Below are 19,652 nucleotides of genomic sequence, written 5' to 3'. Positions count from 1 at the left end.
CATTTAATAAATCTTTCCGGAAATGAATTGCAGACATGCCATATTGCAACACACTGTTTGGATAGCATTAGTATTATTTGCCTGCACCACGCAGGCACAACCGCTTTATAAAGGGGAGCCTGTACCCAAGGCTCAGGCCGCTCAGGCAACCTGGATCTGGTACCCCGGTGACTTTGAGATCTGGCTGGCCAATAACATGCAGAACCGCCGTACGGAACGTGGTTCTTTCTTTCCGCCCTTCTGGAAGCTGGATGGCCATTATGTGCTGATGGATTTTCACAAGGATGTGGAGCTGACCGAACCCGAAGTGATCGATGTATATGTGGAAGGAAAATACATCCTTAAACTCGATGGCAAAGGGTTTGAAGGGACCCCGTCACACGTAACTATACCTGCGGGCAAACACCGCATCAATGTAAAAGTATTCAGCGCCGGTACGGTGCCTGCTATTTATGTAAAAGGCAAAACCATTGCGTCTGATTCTTCCTGGCTGGTAACCTTTGAAGATAAAGAATGGATCGATGAAACAGGGAAGACTTCCGATGTGTCGGCCACTGTTTGGCTGAATGCCGGCAGCTGGAATTTCAATGAACCTGCACAACGCCCTTCTACATTCAAGCTGGCGACTAAACCACAATCAGCTGCATCTGTTACCAAAAACAACGGATCCTTACTGGTTGATTTTGGCAAAGAAACCTTTGGTTATATCAGGTTGCATGGATTGCAGGGCAAAGGCAAGGTGTCGTTGTATTATGGCGAATCGAAAGAAGAAGCCCTGGCTACCGGTACCTGCGAAACGCTGGACAGGGTAGATGTAAATGCTTCTTCAAAGATGGATTCGGTGATGGTGCTCACCAAAGCTTTCCGCTATGTAAATGTACAGGCTGAAGGAGGTGTTACCCTGGATTCTATTTCGATGTTGTACGAATACCTGCCAGTTGAAAACCGCGGTTCTTTCCGTTGTTCAGATACCGGCATCAATAAAATCTGGGATGTAGCGGCTTATACGATGCATTTGAGCACCCGGGAGTTTTTCATTGATGGCATAAAACGCGATCGCTGGATCTGGAGTGGCGATGCGTACCAAAGCTACCTGATGAACTATTACCTGTTCTTCGATGTGCCCACGGTAAACCGCACGTTGATGGCATTGCGTGGAAAAGACCCCGTTACCAGCCACATCAACACCATTATGGATTATACTTTTTACTGGTTCCTGGGTATCTATGACCTGTACCAGTATACCGGCGATAAAACCTTTATTCAACAGTTCTACCCCCGCATGCAAAGCATGATGGAGTATTGCCTGAGTCGTCGTAATAAAGACGGTATGATGCAAGGGCTCTCCGGCGACTGGATCTTTATTGACTGGGCGCCTGGTTTAAGCAAAAAAGGGGAAGTAAGCTTTGAGCAGATGTTGTTCTGCCGCAGTCTGGAAACCATGGCGCTTTGTGCGAATATGGTGAACGATACCAAAAATGAAACCCTGTACAAACAACTGGCTGCCGATATGCGGTCGAAACTGTTTTCTATTTACTGGAACGAAAGCAAACACGCGCTGGTGCACAGCCGCGTGGATGGAAAACCAACCGATAATGTGACCCGGTATGCCAATATGTTCGGCATCTTCTTTAATTACTTTAATGAAGAACAAAAACAGGCGGTAAAGCAAAATGTGTTGCTGAACGACAAGATCCAGAAGATCACCACTCCGTATATGCGTTTCTATGAGCTGGAAGCATTGTGTGCGATGGGCGAGCAGAAGTATGTGCTGAACGAAATGAAGAACTACTGGGGCGGCATGTTGAAAGCCGGTGCTACTTCATTCTGGGAAGAATACGATCCTTCCAAATCAGGTGCCGACCATTACTCCATGTATGGCCGTCCGTTTGGAAAAAGTCTTTGTCATGCCTGGGGAGCGAGCCCCATTTACCTGTTGGGCAAATATTACCTGGGCGTACAACCTACTTCACCCGGTTATGCAACCTGGACAGCAGAGCCAGTCCTGGGCGGCCTGCAATGGATGGAAGGTAAAGTGCCTACACCGCATGGCGACATCAGCGTGTATTGCAGCACTACCCAAATCAAAATAAAGGGTGCCGTAGGAACCGGAACGCTGCGATTCAGGAGTCAGTCGAAACCCAGCAGCAAAAGCGGAGCAATTACCAGCAAAGGTGGAAATGTATATGAAATGACAGTTGAGGCAGGTAAGGATTACGAGATAAAATACAAATCTTAAACAAAGAACTAAAAACATAGAACTACGAACTGAAGATGGAAAGGATAACAGCGACATACTATATCGAAACGCCTTTAGATCCGGAAAAAGCAGCAGCGGTATTAGCCGGTGAACAATCATCAGGAACATTCATTGCAGTGCCCGGTGAAACCGAAGAGTTGAAACAGCGCTTTGCCGCGCGGGTAGAAAAGGTGACCCCATTGGAAACCGTTACTACGCCGGCCATGCCCGGTGCTGCCAGTCCTAATGGGCAATACCATCGTGCTGAGATCCAGGTATCGTGGAGTATCGAGAACTTCGGGTATAACCTGCCGGTGTTGACATCGACCCTGCAGGGTAATTTGTATGAGCTGCGTCAGTTCACTGGTTTAAAGCTGATGGATATTGAGTTGCCTGCTTCCTATGCGCAACATTACAAAGGACCTGCCTTTGGTGTCAAAGGCTGCCGCCAGTTGACCAAAGTAGAAAACAGACCGTTGATCGGTACCATCATAAAACCCAGTATCGGGCTTACGCCGGAACAAACGGCGGAGATGGTTAAAACACTGGCCGGTGCGGGAATAGACTTTATAAAAGACGACGAGTTGCTGTCTTCATCAGCCAACTCCTCTTTTAAGGGCAGGGTAGATGCCATCATGAAAGTGATCAATGCCCATGCCGACGCTACGGGTAAAAAAGTGATGTATGCTTTTAACATCAGCGGCGAGATAGATGAAATGTTGCAACGCTATGAATACATAGTAAAAAGCGGAGGTACCTGTGCTATGGTAAGCATTAACAGTGTGGGCATGGCCGGGGTGAAAAAGATCTGTGATCAACGCCAGCTGGCTATTCATGCGCACCGCAATGGCTGGGGCATGCAAACGCGTCATCCGTTGCTCGGGATCGATTTTCGTGCCTATCAAAAATTATGGCGCGTAGCAGGCGTTGACCAGCTGCACGTAAATGGCATTCAGAATAAATTCTGGGAAAGCGATGACTCGGTAGTAGCTTCTATAAAAGCATTACAAACGCCATTCTATGATCACGAATCGGTATTGCCGGTGGTATCATCAGGCCAGTGGGGCGGACAGGCGCCGGAAACCTATCGCCGTACCAATACAGTTGATCTGTTGTATATGGCCGGTGGCGGTATTATGGCGCATCCCATGGGTGCTGCAGCAGGTGTTGTTGCCTTACAACAGGCATGGCAGGCTGCGGTGGATGGACTGAGTGTTGAGCAGGCAGCGGCTAAGTATAAGGAGTTTTCTGAGTCGGTGAGACAGTTTGGGAAGAAGTAGGGGAAGTTGATAGGGTTGATGTGTTAACAGGTTAACAGGTTAACAAATTAACAAGTTAATAAGTTAACAAGTTGACAAGTGAGTGGTGTGTTGGCTCGCTATTATTCAGAAATCACAACTATTTTGAGCCCACTCACTACTGACTACTCACTACTCACAATTACGAAATAAACAATGGATTCAAAAAGCAAGAATATATTACTGGCATTCTACGGTGACGACTTTACCGGTTCTACCGATGCACTGGAATTTCTGGCCAGGGCCGGTGCTAAGACCGCTTTATTTATTGAGCCGCCTACTGCGGAACAATTAAAAAAGTATCCGGGTCTTAATGCATTTGGTGTAGCCGGTAAAACCCGGGCCATGGCGCCGGCAGAAATGGAACAAACGCTGTTGCCTGCTTTTGAAAAGTTACGGCAAACCGGCGCGCGGCATGTGCATTATAAAGTTTGCTCCACCTTTGATTCTTCTCCCACGATAGGAAGCATAGGAAAAGCGATCGATACCGGAATGGCTGTTTTCAAAAACAAATGTGTGCCCTTACTGGTTGCAGCACCTGTACTGGGCCGTTACTGTATGTTCGGCAACCTGTTTGCCCGCATGGGGATCGGCAGCAATGGAAAAATATACCGGTTAGACCGGCATCCTTCCATGAGCAAACACCCGGTAACACCGGCCGATGAAAGCGACCTGCGGTTGCACCTGGAAAAACAAACGACGAAGAAAACAGGGTTGATAGACATTCTGCAGGTATCGAACGGATCGCTGGCAAATGCCTGGGACCAGGTGATACAGCAGGGATTCGAGGTAGCCTTGTTCGATGCGTTGTACCAGGAGCAATTAATGCCCATCGGTGAGTTAATCGATGCGCAGGCCAATTCAGGGACCCTGTTCTCTGTAGGTTCATCCGGTATTGAAATGGCGTTGGGCCAGCACTGGAATTTCACCAATCAACTGAACCCAAAACCATCCTGGGCGCATCCCGGTAAAGCAGTGCCTTTACTGGTGATTGTAGGCAGTTGTTCGCCTGTAACGGCCGGACAGATCAATTACGCCAAATCAAAAGGGTTTGAAGAGATTGTATTGGATGCACCCGCTATATGCAACAACGATCAACAATCCATTCATGCCGCGATCAGCAAAGCCGTTGATCACCTGCAGCAAGGGAAACATGTAATTATAAGCACTGGCGGGTCCGGACAGCAACAAACAATAAACTTACCTGCAGCACAATTGGGCACTGCATTGGGATCAATTGCCCGGGATGCGGCAAGTAAAACTTCTTTACAAAGGATCGTGATTGCCGGAGGTGATACCAGCAGTTATGCGGCCCGCGCCATGGGGATAGAAGCGGTTGAAATGATCGCGGCCCTGGTGCCCGGAGCACCTTTGTGTAAAGCAACAGCACCCGTTTCACCCATCGATGGAATGGAAGTGAACTTCAAGGGCGGACAGGTTGGCGGTGAAGACTATTTTGAAGTGTTGATGCAGGGTAATTTGAATTAATCAGACTATAACAGAAGAAAATATCATACAACATGCAACAAAAAACATTAGGGCTTATTCATACCTCAGCCACATTGGTACCTATGTTCCAGCAATTAGTAAGCGAATATTTGCCACAGGTAAAGGTGTTCAATATTGTCGATGACAGCCTTATCAAGAATACCATCGCTTGTGGTGAGTTAACGCCCTCAACCGCACGCCGGGTAGTAAACTATGTAGGGTCAGCAGAAGCTGCAGGCGCCGATTTTATTCTGGTAACCTGTTCTTCTATTGGCGCTGCTGTGGAAGCCGCTGCTGATTTAACCAATGTACCGGTATTGCGCGTTGATCAGCCAATGGCCGATCAGGCAGTACGCACCGGCAAACGCATTGGGGTGATCGCTACCTTGTCAACCACATTGGGCCCCACCAGCGACCTGGTAAAACGCAGAGCGGCAGTAGCAGGCAAGGAGATAGAATTGCAGGCGGTGTTGTGCGAAGGCGCTTTTGACGCATTGATGAGCGGCGATGGCGCTAAACACGATGACATGGTTGGAAAAGCATTGCGCGAATTATCAACCAAAGTGGATGTGATCGTATTGGCTCAGGCTTCTATGGCCCGTGTGGCAGATGCCCTGGCGCCTGAAGACAAAAAAGTGCCTATTCTGGCCAGTCCGGGAATTGCTGTACAACATATCGCATCGCTTCTTAAACAGGCTTAAGTTTTAAGAACGGCCTTTTAGTTCATCAATAGTAGTTACAGGTTACAAGTTGCAGGTTTCAGGGGTATTCATTTAATGAGGCCTTGTAACCTGGAACTTGAAACCCGGAACTGCAATTCTTTCGAAAAATCCATATGAAGAGAATCTCACTGGTAACATGCCTGATAACTGGTCTCGTTGGTTTAGTAGTCTTACTGATCGGTGTTTTTATGCAGCAGGAATCGGTGTACAAACCGGCAGCGGTTATTACGGCTGTATGCACCGCGCTGGGGTTAGGCGCTATTCCTGCATTAAAGGGATATAGGTACACTGCCTGGATCATTGCGGCTGTGGTTGCCGGCATGATGTATCCGCTTGCTTTTACCTATTTGAAAATAAACTGGGGCCCATTCCACGTAGGACAGATCGATTTGCGGAACAAGTGGCTGATGTTGATCATCATTCAGCTGGTGATGTTTGGCATGGGCATTCAAATGAAACTGGAAGATTTTACCAGTGTTGGTAAAACCGGCCGGGGAGTGGTGATTGGCCTCATGTGCCATTTTTCCATTATGCCCCTGATGGGATTGATGCTTACAAAAGTATTTCATTTTGAACCGGAGATTGCCGCCGGTATCATTTTAATAGGTTCCACCTCCAGTGGCCTGGCCTCTAACGTAATGGTGTATCTGGCAAAGGCCAATCTGATGTTGTCTGTTGTGGTTACCGCTATGGCCACCATGGCCGCCCCTTTCTTTACGCCTTTATTGATGAAATTACTGGCGGGTACGCTGGTGCAGGTAAAAGTGATCAATATGATGATGGAGATCATCAAGATCGTGATCGTTCCCATTGGCGCCGCCCTGTTACACGATTTTTTAAAAACAGCATCGCCCAAAGGCATTCGGGTGGTAACTGTTTTATTTATAATAGCAGCCTGCTGGCTGATAGCCCTGCCGCTGGGTTGGTGGGATTATTTGTCTGCCCACACCACGAATGAATCGATGCTGCAATCCATAGAAATATTTGGCTTTTTGTTGAGCGCTGTAGTGGCCGGTGTTTTGTATCACCAGCTGGCGCGTGTTGTTACAAAGCTTGATTCCGTAATGCCTTATTTCTCCATGTTCGGCATCATTTATTTTACCACGGTTACTACCGCTGCCGGACATGACAATTTATTAAAGACTGGCTTTTTGTTGTTCCTGTGCTCCGTGATCCACAATGCGGCCGGTTTCTTCTTTGGATACTGGTTAGGCCGTTTATTCAAGTTGGATAAAAACTCGGCCCGCACCGTAGCCTTTGAAGTGGGTCTGCAAAATGCGGGTATGGCTTCCGGTATTGCCGCCAGCATGGGCAAGCTGGGCACGCTGGGCTTACCGGCTGCCGTGTTTAGTCCGTGGATGAATGTGGCCGGTTCTATACTGGCTAATTACTGGAAAAAAAGGCCGGTTAAAGCCTAACAACCTCTTCTCTTTAAACTTTGAACTATTAACTTTAAACTATCAGTTCCAGGTTTCGAGTTGCCGATTGCAATGGCCGTTTCACGCTCCATCATTAAGAAATGAAGAAACATAGTATAATATTAGCTTGTTGTTTAGCGGTGCTGTTCCTTTTTCCGCAGGCCCGGAATTTCCCGGATGTAGGTTCGATAGGAAACAATGCTCCGCTAACCGATACCTCATTAGATGACTTGTTCCGGCATCCGCCAGAGCAGGCAAAGCCCTGGGTCTTCTGGTACTGGATGCAGGCTGCGGCTTCAAAAGAGGGAATAACGGCCGATCTGGAAGCCATGAAATCGGCAGGATTGGGCGGCGCCTATATGATGTTCATCAAAGGTGCTGATAGTGTTCCCCTGTTCAGCCCGGCAGCGCAACAGTTATCACCTCATTGGTGGGAATTGGTAAAGTTTGCCATGCAGGAAGCCAAACGGCTGCATTTTCAACTGGGGATGCACGTAAGTGATGGTTTTGCACTGGCCGGTGGTCCCTGGATAAAACCCGAGCTTTCTATGCAGCGGGTGGTAAGCTCAAGAACCTACGTTTCCGGCAAACAAGCCTTTAACCGGGTACTGCCACAACCTGAAACAAAAGAAAATTATTATAAAGACATCGCGGTATTTGCTTATCCCACGATGATCAAAAAAAGCATTGCAGATACCGCCATGGTACCGGTGGTAACCAGCAGTGTGGCGGGTGTTTCGCCCCAATTCCTGACGGAGAAAGGCGGCCGCCAAAGTTTTAAAAGCGACAGCGCCTGCTGGATCCAGTACGCCTACGACAAGCCATTTACCTGTAGGGCTATTGTAGTAAAAACAGGTGGTAATAACTATTCCTCCCGCCGGTTACTGATCCAGGTGAGTAATGATGGCAAAACCTTCAAACCCGTTGAACGGTTACAGGCACCTCGCAGCGGTTGGCAGGATTATGACCTGGATATCACCCATGCCATTAAAACAACTACCGCTAAGTATTTCCGGTTTGTATATGATAAAAAAGAACTGGAGCCCGGATCGGAAGACATGGACCCCGCCAAATGGAAACCGGTGTTAAAAGTCACTGGTATTTATTTATCAGGCGAACCGGTGGTTCATCAATATGAAGGAAAAAGCGGCGCTATCTGGCGCGTAAGCGACCGTACCACTACGGCACAGGTGCCCGACTCTTTGTGTGTACCGTTGAACCGCATCATCGATCTCACCAGCAAAATGACAGCTGATGGCCATCTTAACTGGGACGTGCCCGAAGGCAACTGGACCATCATGCGGATTGGCCATACTTCAACCGGACAAACAAACGCAACCGGTGGTGGTGGGAAAGGACTGGAGTGCGATAAATTCAATCCCGAAGCAGTAAAGCTGCAATTTAACAGCTGGTTTGCAGAAGCCATTCGTCAGGCCGGACCGGATTTAGCGAAAGAAGCATTGAAACTATTCCATATCGATAGCTGGGAATGTGGCAGCCAGAACTGGTCGCCGGTTTTCAGAGAAGAATTTAAAAAGCGCCGTGGGTATGATTGTTTACCCTATCTCCTTACCATGACCGGTGTGCCCGTGCAAAGCGCCGATGTTTCGGAACGTTTTCTATATGACGTACGCCAAACTATTATAGAGCTTATAAGAGATGTGTTTTATGTAACGTTGAAAAACCTGGCGCATGAAAAAGGCTGTATCATGAGTGCGGAAAGCATTGCACCCACCATGACCAGCGACGGGTTGTTGCATTATAAAGAGGCCGATCTTCCCATGGGCGAGTTTTGGTTAAAGAGCCCAACACACGATAAGCCAAACGATATGTTCGATGCCATTTCAGGCGCACATATCTATGGCAAACCGGTAATAGGCGCCGAAGCGTTTACTGAATTGCGTTTGGCCTGGGATGAACACCCCGGCATGTTAAAAGCACTGGGTGACAGGAATTATGCCCTGGGTATAAACAAACTGGTATATCATGTGTCCATGGAAAATCCCTGGCTCAACCGCAAACCGGGCATGACGCTGAACGGCATCGGGTTGTATTTTCAACGGGACCAAACCTGGTGGAAACCGGGTAAGGCATGGGTGGAATATGCACAACGCTGCCAGGCTTTGCTGCAAACAGGTAAGCCGGTGGTAGATGTAGCCGTGTTTACCGGTGAAGAAATTCCCCGCCGTTCTGTATTGCCCTATAGGCTGGTAAATACGCTGCCAGGCATTTTTGGCGACTCTGTTGTTCAATCAGAGAAAAAACGATTAGCCAATGACGGTAATCCCTTGCGTACCATGCCCGAAGGCGTAACGCACACCGCTAATATGGCCGATCCCGAAAACTGGATTGATCCATTACATGGATACAAATATGATTGTTTTAATCCCGATGTGCTGTTGCAGGCAAAGGTGAGCAATGGAAGGGTTGAATTCCCTGGCGGCGCCAGTTACAAAGTGCTGGTGTTTCCGCAACCACATCCGTTATCACCGGTTGCCAGGCGTATGACACCGGCCGTTATAAAAAAGATTGCAGAGCTGGTACAGGCAGGCGCCACAATTATTGTAAACGATGCGCCTGAACAATCCTATAGTTTGGAACAGGCTGCTGCTGCCGATAAACAGGTGAAAGCCATTGCTGCCACCATCTGGAAAAAAGCACCAGCTGGTAAATTGAAACAATGGAAAGTAGGGAAGGGTACTGTAGTGCAGGGACCTTATACGGAAGGTTCATTTTCTCCTATTGGACTGGAAAAAGACATCACCTTCCAGGATACTTCCGGACAATTTGTTCGCGATATGGCCTGGACGCACAGAGCGGGCGATGGTTATGATATGTATTTTATCAGCAACCAGCGCAATGAAGAACGCCGGATATTAGTAACATTACGGGTAACCGACCGCATTCCTGAAATATGGGACCCGGTAACTGGCGATACCGCTAAATCCGATTTGTATGGCTTTAAAAACGGCCGTACCACATTCCCGCTGATGTTACCCGCCAATGGAAGTGTATTTGTGGTGTTACGAAAACCAACGACAAAAGCGTACTACAATCTCATTGGCGTTGGAACAGCAATGAGTCCGCTCAACCTGCCCTGGACGGTTACGTTTGACAGTACAAAAGGCGGTCCGGCAAAACCTGTTGTGTTCAGTCAATTAAAAGACTGGTCAACGGAAAATGATCCGGCTATAAAATATTATTCCGGAACGGCTGCCTATACCTATGCGCTCAATTTTAACACTTCAATGACGGCCCGATCAAAGATCTTTATACATGCAGGCAAAGTAGCCAATATCGCTGAAGTATATGTAAATGGAAAATCCTGTGGCGTAATGTGGACGCCGCCATACCGGGTTGATGTTACCAGCGCCATTCGCCCCGGTAAAAATGAATTGAGAATTGAGGTGACCAATACCTGGTTCAACCGGTTAAAAGGGGATCAGTTATTGCCGGAGAAAGAGCGCATCACCTGGACGAACGCACCTTTCTGGTCGAAAGAAAAACCATTGTTGCCAGCCGGTTTGTTAGGCCCGGTAACTTTGGAAGTAGAACAATAATATAGAACGTTGAAAATTTTGTAAAAGCTATGTATAAAAGTATTCATCTTTTCCTTGTCCTGTTGGTAGCGGGAGATTGTGTGTACAGTCAGAACAACAGCCTGGTGAATACCAGCAAGAGTGCGCATGTAAAACTACAACCGGTAGATCTGTCGGCCACGGTTTGGACTGGCGGTTTTTGGGGCGAACGCATGCAGGTATGTAAAGATTCCATGGTGCCGCATTTATGGCGCACCTATACCGATGCCAATGTGAGCCACGCCTATAAGAACTTCGAAATTGCCGCTGGTAAGGATACCGGTTCGCACAGCGGGCCGCCGTTCCATGATGGTGACTTTTACAAGTTGCTGGAGGGCGTAACCAGTTTGTATGCGGTTACCAAAGACAAACACCTGGAGACCATGCTCGATACGGCCATTGCTACCATTGCTGCCTGTCAGCGTGCCGATGGGTATATTCATACGCCTGTATTGATCGAAGCACGTAAGCAAACCAATAAAGAAAAGGCATTTGCAGACCGGTTGAATTTTGAAACCTATAACCTGGGTCACCTGATGACCGCCGGTTGTATCCATTACCGCGTTACCGGTAAAAGAACGTTACTGGATGTAGCGATCAAAGCAGCCGATTACCTGGATAATTTTTACAAACGCGCTTCGCCTGAACTCGCACGCAATGCTATTTGCCCTTCGCATTACATGGGTGTGGTGGAGCTGTATCGTACAACAAAAGATCCTAAATACCTGCAACTGGCTATCAACCTCATCAATATTCGTGGACTGGTAGAAGAAGGTACCGATGACAACCAGGACCGCGTTCCTTTCCGTCAACAGATGGAGGCGATGGGCCATGCGGTTCGCGCCAACTATTTGTATGCGGGCGTAGCGGATGTGTATGCTGAAACCGGTGATGATTCGCTGATGACTTGTTTGAACAGCATCTGGAATGATGTGGTAAATAAAAAAATGTACGTTACCGGCGGTTGCGGCGCTTTATATGATGGTGTGTCTCCTTATGGTACCTCTTATAAACCACCGGTTGTTCAAAAAACGCATCAGGCATATGGCCGGGCTTACCAGTTGCCCAATATTACGGCACATAACGAAACCTGCGCAAATATCGGCAACCTGTTATGGAACTGGCGGATGCTGTTGTTATCGGGCGACGCCAAGTATGCCGATGTAATGGAACTGGAATTGTACAATGGTATTTTATCAGGCATCAGCCTCGATGGAAATGATTTCTTTTATACCAATCCGCTGAGCCACTCAGCAGATTTTCCTTATACGTTACGTTGGCAGGAAGCCGGACGTGTTCCTTATATCAAATTATCGAATTGCTGTCCGCCCAATACCGTGCGTACGATGGCGGAAGTAAGCGATTATGCCTACACTACTTCTGATAAAGGCTTGTGGGTGCATTTGTATGGCGCCAACAAAATAGCAACAAAGCTGGAAGATGGTGCTGCCCTGGAAATGACGCAACAAAGCAATTATCCCTGGGATGGTCATATTAAATTCACAGTTACAAAAACTGAGGCAAAATCTTTCTCTTTATTCCTGCGCATACCCGGTTGGTGTGATAAAGCAGGGTTAACCGTAAATGGCAAACCGGTGACCGCTTCTGCTAAAGCAGCACAATACGCCGAGCTCAATCGTACCTGGAAAGCTGGTGATGTAGTAGAGCTGGATCTGAGCATGCCCGTAACACTGATTGAAAGTAATCCGCTGGTGGAAGAAACCCGTAACCAGCTGGCTGTGAAACGTGGTCCCGTGGTTTATTGCCTGGAATCGACTGACCTGCCCAAAGGAACAAACGTGTTTGATGTTGCTATTCCGCTTAAGAACGATCTTAAGCCTGTGATCACCACCATCAGCAAAAGCAAGATCGCTACCTTACAGGGAACAGCCTTGCTGGAGCCAAAAGAAGATTGGTCGAATGCTTTATATAAACCAGTGCGCACTACATCGACCCCGATAAAAATAACCATGGTCCCTTATTATGCCTGGGGCAATCGTGGTAAGTCGGATATGACGGTGTGGGTGAGGAAGTAATTTATTTAAAGAAGACCTGTAAGGTGCGCCTTTTGAGCCAGCTATAGTAGTCGATTTATGCGCTCCTGACAGGTCTTTTTTTAAGTGGTTGAATTAGACCTGTCAGGTCCAATTCAACATACTGAAAATGCAAGACCCAATGATGGACCTTACAGGTCATTATCAAACTCCTGCATCCCTTTCAGAAACTCATTCCTTTCCAGGATCTCCCCATCGAATACATTGATCACGGTAACGTGCTGGCTGTCGCCGGTGGTATTATCGGCTTCCATGATCTGCCATACTATTGTTTTGTAGGATTGATTGTAATAGATGTATATATCGCCTGGTTTGGTAATAGGCGCCTCTTTGTCGGTAGCAGCAATTGTCAATGCTTTTGTACAGGGAATGATCTTTTTCTTTTGGTTCACGATCCCTTCAAACTGTCCTTTCTTTAACAACTCGCCGTTTTGTTTTACTTCCAGTTTAAATACGAAGGGAATATCGCCTTTAAACTTCATTTCATAAAAGATAGCATATACAAAGTTCACCGGGTTGTTCTCCCTGTCGAGCATAACAACAGGGGTGAATAATTTTTCATTGATAACAGAATCAAGGTACCTGACGCTTTTTATTGTTAGCTCCCTGAAGAAGGCGGCGCTGGTTTCCTGAATGATCTCGTTTTGCAGCCGGCTCTTTACAGAATCAGGGATCTGGTTATAATCGAATAATTTGAAATCCTGCACCGGCAATTCGGAAGGGGCCATCGCCAGTTTGTCGAGGTACTTTATTTTATCACAGGGCGATTGCGCCTGTGACAGGCAGGACAACAGGCAAAACAACGATATGCCGGGTAAGGACTTCATTTGGTAAACTTTTTATTTCTATTTCAGCATACCCTTTGCCGCGCAGAGGTGTATTGCTTACGGCTTGGGGCTTGCAGCTAACATGTCAACTACATCTTTTCTTCTTTCTTCCGGAACCACGATAAGCGATTGCACTTTTCCATTTATAACGGTAGCTTCTACCGTAGTGTTATAGGGCGCGTGTAATTTAAAATGCACATCCTGGTCTTTTGGCCAGGCAGGACAGAGGTAAATCTTCTTACCATCGGTTTGCAACAGCATTTCCTGCAAACCGATCATACCGCTGCCACCCCAGTTGTGATCGGGTGTCCAGTCAAAACCAGGACCCCAGAAAGCCGGAAAGCGGCGGCCGCTGTTCTTTAACTTTTGGGTAGTGAGTTGTAATGCTTCGCTGGTTAACCCAAGACGTGCGGCAAAAATGTTGTCCTGCTTCCAGCCCACATGACTTCTGAATTTAAGCGCATCTGTATCGTGCCTGAAGGTGTTGATGGCGGTATCCAGACCGGGTTTGCCAACGCCATAGATACCCCATGGGAAAACAGGATAAAGCTGTGGGCATTCGGTATTGTTGATCCGTTCCCAAAGTTTGGCCGGCGCAATAGTCGTGTAACTACCAAATTGCCGGAAATTAATGGGAGGAATGCGCAACAGCATCTGCTGCCATTGGGTGCGTGCTGTATCGGTAAGGTATGGAGCCGGTAGTTCCAGTAACCGGGTCAACACCGTACGCAAACCTGAAACCGTGCTGCTGGCATTATAAGCCATTTTATAAGTTTCTGCAGCAGAACCGGGAAACAGCACCAATTGTCCTTTGCCATCGAGTTTATTTCTTCCCCGTTTACTGGCCAGGTATTGGTAATGTTCGTTAAAGAAACGCAGGCAGCTTTCAATAAGCGGAATATATTCTTTTATGTTGTTGCCGTTATATCGTTCTGTTTCCAGGATCATTAAGCAAAACTCCAGCGCAGTGTCCCATTCATATTCCAGCCAGGCATTGTATTCAACGCCCTTATCAAAATCAGCAGGACGTTTCCAACCCCATTCGGTACAATTGGGCAACCCAAAATTTTCGATCTGTTCAGGGAAGCAGGCACCGCCATGGTGCCAGTAGGTTTCACTCCGCAATTCAGCCGCACGCAGTATCCGCAGGTAAAAATCAAACTGGGGTTTCATCAGGTCGTAATCGCCGCTTTTCAGCAGGGGGAAGTAAACCAGCCGCTGGTTCTGGGCGGTATGGATTCCACCGCCCCAATTACGGAAGTCGGGCGTAAAACGTAAACTGCTATCTGTTGCGGCCGGATCGTAGGTAAACAACCCGCCATTGAATTTAGTAGGGTAATTGCCCATGGCATTGCAACCAAGCATATACCGGAACAACTGGTAATTGCGACCGGTTTGCCAGTTTACGGAATTCGTATCGGGGTGGTCAGGTTGCAGATAAACAAAACTGCGTTGCCAGTATTGCTTCCACCAGTTACGGGTTTGTTGCCAGGCCGGGGCTGAATTTTTAGCAGCATCCGTACTAACGGTTTGTAAACCGGTTAGCCAGGTTTCAGCCGCAGGGGTTTGTGCAGTATGTAATAAAACGGTAATGTGATGGTCGCGGCTGGCTTTTTTACTTTGCAATTTCCAGCCTTTGAAATCGGTATCCATATAAGTGCCCGTATAGGTACCGGCTGGTTGCAGGTTGCTCCCTTGTAAAGATCCTCCAAACGTTAGGTTGGCAATGGGATTGTATAACTGATCTTTTACGGCATCCAGCCCCTGTTGTTTTACCGTTATATCAAAAACGTTTGGTACATCGGCCCGATTACGGTGATAAAACAGTACGGTGTTGTCCTTAAAGTCAATATTATCTTTATTAGTAATTACTTCAGTAGGAGGGGCCCATTTGTAGGAATTGGCGTTATTGGCTTTGCCGGTCATGGTACGGTTGGCATAACGCCAGCTTTCATAACTAACTTCAGTATTAATGGCTTCATTGCCTGTAACGTCGATATGGATCACGGGTCGAAACACATCTACCCATATTTTAACGGTCGTTTGCAGATTATTGTTCCGGCCTTCGATCTGTACATATCCTTCTTCCAATTTCAACTCCTGTTTAAACGACTCTCCCTCAAAGGCATTCGGTGTACATTTGACACGTATTCTGCCTGCTTTTAATAACGCATTGTTTTCATCGAAGCAACCGCTTTTGGCCATGTACACCAACAGGTCACCTTTTTCTACCCAAACGTTCAGTCCTATATCACCGCCGCCACAGGGCATAGATTCTCCTGCATTTCTACTTTGTGAATTCCAGATAATATTGTAAGTTGGTAATACAGACTGTGCCGGTAAAACCAGCGGCAGCAGGTTACTAACGATAATTCCTGTAATAAGAAGAAAGTTTTTTTTATTCATGGGCTGATGTACGATTCGATGTTCCCGTTTTTAGAATATTATGAGATCATGCCGGGAATCAGCGAATGTAAGTATCTTGCCGTAAATTCTATTGTTATACCATATGAATGCGAAAAATAAAGAGGGGAGCCATAAAAACATCTGGTATGGAATTGGTCGCCAGCGCATAGAGATCCCAAAAACGGTGCTAAAGCAAAAGGTACAAACGAATACCTTGCTCAATCAGCTGTATGTTTGCAGCCTGGGGTATTATCCAAATGCGCGTGGCCACTATACCTACCGGAAAAAAGGGTTACCGGAAAACTTTTTATTTTATTGTGTGGATGGCGCTGGGTGGTACCAGATAGGAGATAAAAAACAGGAGGTGGGGCCCAACCAGTTTTTTATTTTACCGCAAAACGTTGAACATGCCTATGGTAGTGATGATGATAATCCCTGGAGCATCTACTGGATCCATTTTGGAGGCGAATCGTTGCCGCAAATGAATTCGCTCATTGCAGTACAAAAACATTTCAAACCATTTTATATAAAAAGCAGTGGTGAGATCATTACCATGTTCTCCCGCATGTACAAAGCCCTGGAATTGGGGTATAGTACCGATAACCTCATTTTCGCCAATTTATCCCTGCCGCATTTCCTGAGCCTGTTTATTTATAATTCGAAGCATACAACAGTTAGTCCCAACGATAAACTGGATGTGGTTGACAGCGCCATCCTGTATATGCAGGAACACATCAATGAAAATATTTCCCTGCAGGACCTGAGCAGCCATTATAATTATTCGGCTTCGCGCTTCTCCAGTTTGTTCAAACAAAAAACCGGCTACGCACCCATCGATTATTTCATTCAGATGAAAATGCAAAAGGCCAGTCAGCAGCTCGACTTTAGCAGCAGCTCAGTAAAAGACATTGCCTTAAGCATGGGTTTCGATGATCCATATTACTTCTCGAAACGGTTCCGTAAGATTATTGGTTTGTCTCCTAAACAGTATAGATCCCAGAAAAAAGATTGATAACGGAGGTAAGAGGTAAGAGGTAAGAAATAGGAAGTAAGAGGTAAGAGGTAGGAGGTAAGAAATAAGAGGTAAGAATTTTCGCGAGCTTCGTACTTCCTGCCTCATACTTCCTGCCTCATACTTCTTACTTCGGCTTTTATTTAGTGCCAAACTTATAGGCAATTCCCACATTAAACTCCCGGGGATCACCCAGGTTATAACTCAACGTGCTGCCCGATTTGCTGGCATAGGTGGAGTAATAGGTATTGGTAGCGTTCATAGCATTTATCCATACTTCAAATGCATGAATGGAATAACCGGCACGCAGGTTCAATACATCATAGCCACCATATTTTTTCGTATTGGCATTATCCATGTAATAAGAACCGATGTGCTGCCACTCTGCGCCCACGCGTAAGCCTTTTACAAAAACAGGTTTGTAAGTGACTTCTCCATTGCAAATGAATTGCGGACCGCCAGCCAGCTGGTTGTTGTTGTAGGCCACACCCTTTTCAATATAATCACCAAAGGTATGTTTGCTGTTCGCTGCGCTGAACCGTATTGAGACACCATTTACGGGGCGATAGGTGAGGCCGTATTCAATACCCGTATGTTTTGTTTTACCGGCGTTTTGGTTTTCGGTAGAACCATCAGGGTTCTTTACAGTGATGATTTCGTTGGTGCCATTTAACAGGTACCAGCTCCAGTCGGCATATAGTTTGTTTTTAAGCAGGGAGAACCAGCCACCCACTTCATAATTGTAAAAAGTTTGCGAACCCAGGTAAGGCACCTGAACGCCTGTATATAGGTCACTGATCTGCGGTGGTACAAAACCTTCGCTGTAGTTGGCGTACAGGCCGGCGCCTTTATAATTATACGTAGCGCCTATTTTGGGCGAGAAGCGTTTGAAATTATTTTTGGTTGATGGCGCGCCGGTATAGGCTGATGGCGGCAATGCGTTTATAAAGTTGTAATGGTAGAAATCGTACCGCAGTGCTGCTGTTAATTTTAAGCCTTTTACCAGTTCTGCTTCGTAATGAAGATACGATGCCAGGTTGTTGATCTTTGTTTTATATTGGCTCAATACAGAGTCGGTGGTGGCATAACTTACGTAATAGCCGCGGTCATCGCGCTGGATGTTGATGAAGTTGGCGTTGTACGTCGAAGGGCTGTTGTCAATGGTTATGCCTGCAATCAGTTTACTGTTCAGAAAATTAAACGACTGTTGGTGTTGCGCCACCACCATATAAGTATTGAACGCGCTTTCGTTTATTTCCCCATAAGCCAGGGATGGGTCGCTGGCTACATTTTTTATGCGGTAGGCCGGGTTTTGTTGCACCGAGTTGTTGCGATACACAAACGATACCTGCGTACTGCTGTTGGCATTCCATTGATGAAACAGTTGTGATTTGTAGCGAAGAGCGGGCACTTTGCGATAGGTGAATGTCTGCGGTGTGCTGTAATCTTTATTGGCAAAATGCAGGCTGTCGAGGGCACCCAGCATATCGCTGTTGTAATTTACATACGTGATGTCGTTCACCCATTTTGTTTTTTCACTGATGGCGTAATCGCCGCGAATGGTAATGCCGGTTTTATGAAAATCGCTGTGGCCAACGGGGCCATTATGCCGGTTGGCATAATAACCGCTGATCAGCAAACCAAATTTCCCAAACGTGTTACCCACCTGAAGGTCTGTTCTTTTATAGCCGGTGTTGGTGAGCTGCGCACTGACCTGTCCGGTAAAGATAGCCGGCGGGGCTTGTGTAATGATGTTTACTGCGCCACCGATGGCTTCCGCGCCATACAGGGAAGATGACGGCCCTTTTATGATCTCGATCTGGCGGGCTGCAGGCAGGTTCATTTCCAGTAAAGCATTGTGGTTATAAACGCCGGTGGTGCGAATGGGAATGCCGTCTTCCAGGTATAAGAACAGGCTCTTGGTGGTCATGGGCTGGCGAATGCTCATTTGATGTTGTTCATTGCCGAGGTTCACCATGTTTACGCCACTCACTTTATTCACCAGTTGATCTATGCGGGTGGCCCGGGTATCTTCCATCGTTTGTTTGCTGATGGTGCCAATAGCTACAGGAGCTTCGCTGCGCTTTTGCGCCGTTCTGCTGGCGCTGATCACTATTTCCTGTAAGCTGTTGTTGTTGCTTTGTAAGTTTACCAGTAATGTACGTTGTGCGCCTGTAGTAATGGTTACAGGCTGATAACCCAAAGATGAAATGATGAGTTCGTTCGCGGTATCTGCCAGTGGCAGGTTGAATTCTCCATTCGTATTGGTAATAGTTCCTTTGTTGCTTTGTTTGATCTGTACGGAGGCCCGGGCTATGGGTTCATGTGTTGTGGCATCTATTACTTTGCCGGTGCAATTTGTTTGCGCAAAGGTGCGGGATCCGGTCAGTACGATCAATAAAGCAGTTGCCCATTTTATAAAGCGTCTCATGGTCATAGCGTATTACACATGCAGTGGCAAGTTCAGGCAATACAATGCCTGCTATGCTTTCGCATGCTAAGGTTGAAGTGGAATAGATCGTTGGGACAGGTTAATCTCATTACATACTGTAAACAGCATGCCTTTACTGACATACTTACAGCAGGTAAGAAACAGATAAAAATGAAATG

11 protein-coding genes are annotated in these 19,652 nt (G+C 46.9%); 8 read left to right on the top strand and 3 right to left on the bottom strand.

Annotation, left to right across the window (positions count from 1 at the left end):
- Nucleotides 1-22: 22 nt before the first annotated feature.
- The 7 genes from BMX95_RS12885 (at nt 23) to BMX95_RS12855 (ending at nt 12,779) form a co-directional block, all read left to right on the top strand.
- The gene (locus BMX95_RS12885; protein WP_081204803.1) at nt 23-2,239 is read left to right on the top strand and encodes an alpha-L-rhamnosidase-related protein; all 2,217 of its coding nucleotides are present in this window, start codon (nt 23-25) and stop codon (nt 2,237-2,239) included.
- Nucleotides 2,240-2,268: 29 nt separating this feature from the next.
- Entirely contained in the window at nt 2,269-3,519 is a 1,251-nt protein-coding gene (locus BMX95_RS12880) for a ribulose-bisphosphate carboxylase large subunit family protein (RefSeq protein WP_342342283.1), read from the top strand.
- A 174-nt stretch (nt 3,520-3,693) separates the two neighbouring features.
- Complete coding sequence (locus BMX95_RS12875) at nt 3,694-5,025, top strand: four-carbon acid sugar kinase family protein (protein WP_081204805.1); 1,332 nt, start codon at nt 3,694-3,696, stop codon at nt 5,023-5,025.
- Between the two features lie 32 nt (nt 5,026-5,057).
- Entirely contained in the window at nt 5,058-5,726 is a 669-nt protein-coding gene (locus tag BMX95_RS12870) for an aspartate/glutamate racemase family protein (protein WP_081204806.1), read from the top strand.
- Nucleotides 5,727-5,860: 134 nt separating this feature from the next.
- Complete coding sequence (locus BMX95_RS12865; RefSeq protein ID WP_081204807.1) at nt 5,861-7,165, top strand: bile acid:sodium symporter family protein; 1,305 nt, start codon at nt 5,861-5,863, stop codon at nt 7,163-7,165.
- Between the two features lie 101 nt (nt 7,166-7,266).
- Complete coding sequence (locus BMX95_RS12860; protein ID WP_081204808.1) at nt 7,267-10,725, top strand: glycosyl hydrolase; 3,459 nt, start codon at nt 7,267-7,269, stop codon at nt 10,723-10,725.
- A 29-nt stretch (nt 10,726-10,754) separates the two neighbouring features.
- Complete coding sequence (locus BMX95_RS12855; protein WP_081204809.1) at nt 10,755-12,779, top strand: aceric acid hydrolase; 2,025 nt, start codon at nt 10,755-10,757, stop codon at nt 12,777-12,779.
- 149 nt (nt 12,780-12,928) lie between these two features.
- Here the strand turns inward: BMX95_RS12855 and BMX95_RS12850 are convergent, their stop codons facing one another.
- Both BMX95_RS12850 and BMX95_RS12845 read right to left on the bottom strand, forming a co-directional pair.
- A complete protein-coding gene (locus BMX95_RS12850) occupies nt 12,929-13,624 on the bottom strand; it encodes a hypothetical protein (RefSeq protein WP_081204810.1) in 696 nt (231 codons plus the stop codon).
- A gap of 57 nt (nt 13,625-13,681) precedes the next feature.
- Entirely contained in the window at nt 13,682-16,030 is a 2,349-nt protein-coding gene (locus tag BMX95_RS12845) for a DUF5703 domain-containing protein (protein WP_081204811.1), read from the bottom strand.
- A gap of 103 nt (nt 16,031-16,133) precedes the next feature.
- On the opposite strand from BMX95_RS12845, the gene BMX95_RS12840 reads away from it, so the two are divergent.
- Nucleotides 16,134-17,042 carry an AraC family transcriptional regulator gene (locus tag BMX95_RS12840; RefSeq protein WP_081204812.1) on the top strand — a complete coding sequence of 303 codons (909 nt, stop codon included), beginning with the start codon at nt 16,134-16,136 and terminating at the stop codon, nt 17,040-17,042.
- 139 nt (nt 17,043-17,181) lie between these two features.
- On the opposite strand, the gene BMX95_RS12835 is transcribed toward BMX95_RS12840, so the two are convergent.
- On the bottom strand, nt 17,182-19,473 hold the full coding sequence (locus BMX95_RS12835; RefSeq protein WP_165759125.1) for a TonB-dependent receptor: 2,292 nt from the start codon (nt 19,471-19,473) through the stop codon (nt 17,182-17,184).
- Between the last annotated feature and the right edge of the window lie 179 nt (nt 19,474-19,652).

Source organism: Niastella yeongjuensis (assembly GCF_900110245.1).
In the GTDB taxonomy this organism is placed as follows: domain Bacteria; phylum Bacteroidota; class Bacteroidia; order Chitinophagales; family Chitinophagaceae; genus Niastella; species Niastella yeongjuensis.
Note: the sequence above shows the minus strand (reverse complement) of the source record. Positions and strands in the feature narration are given on the sequence as shown.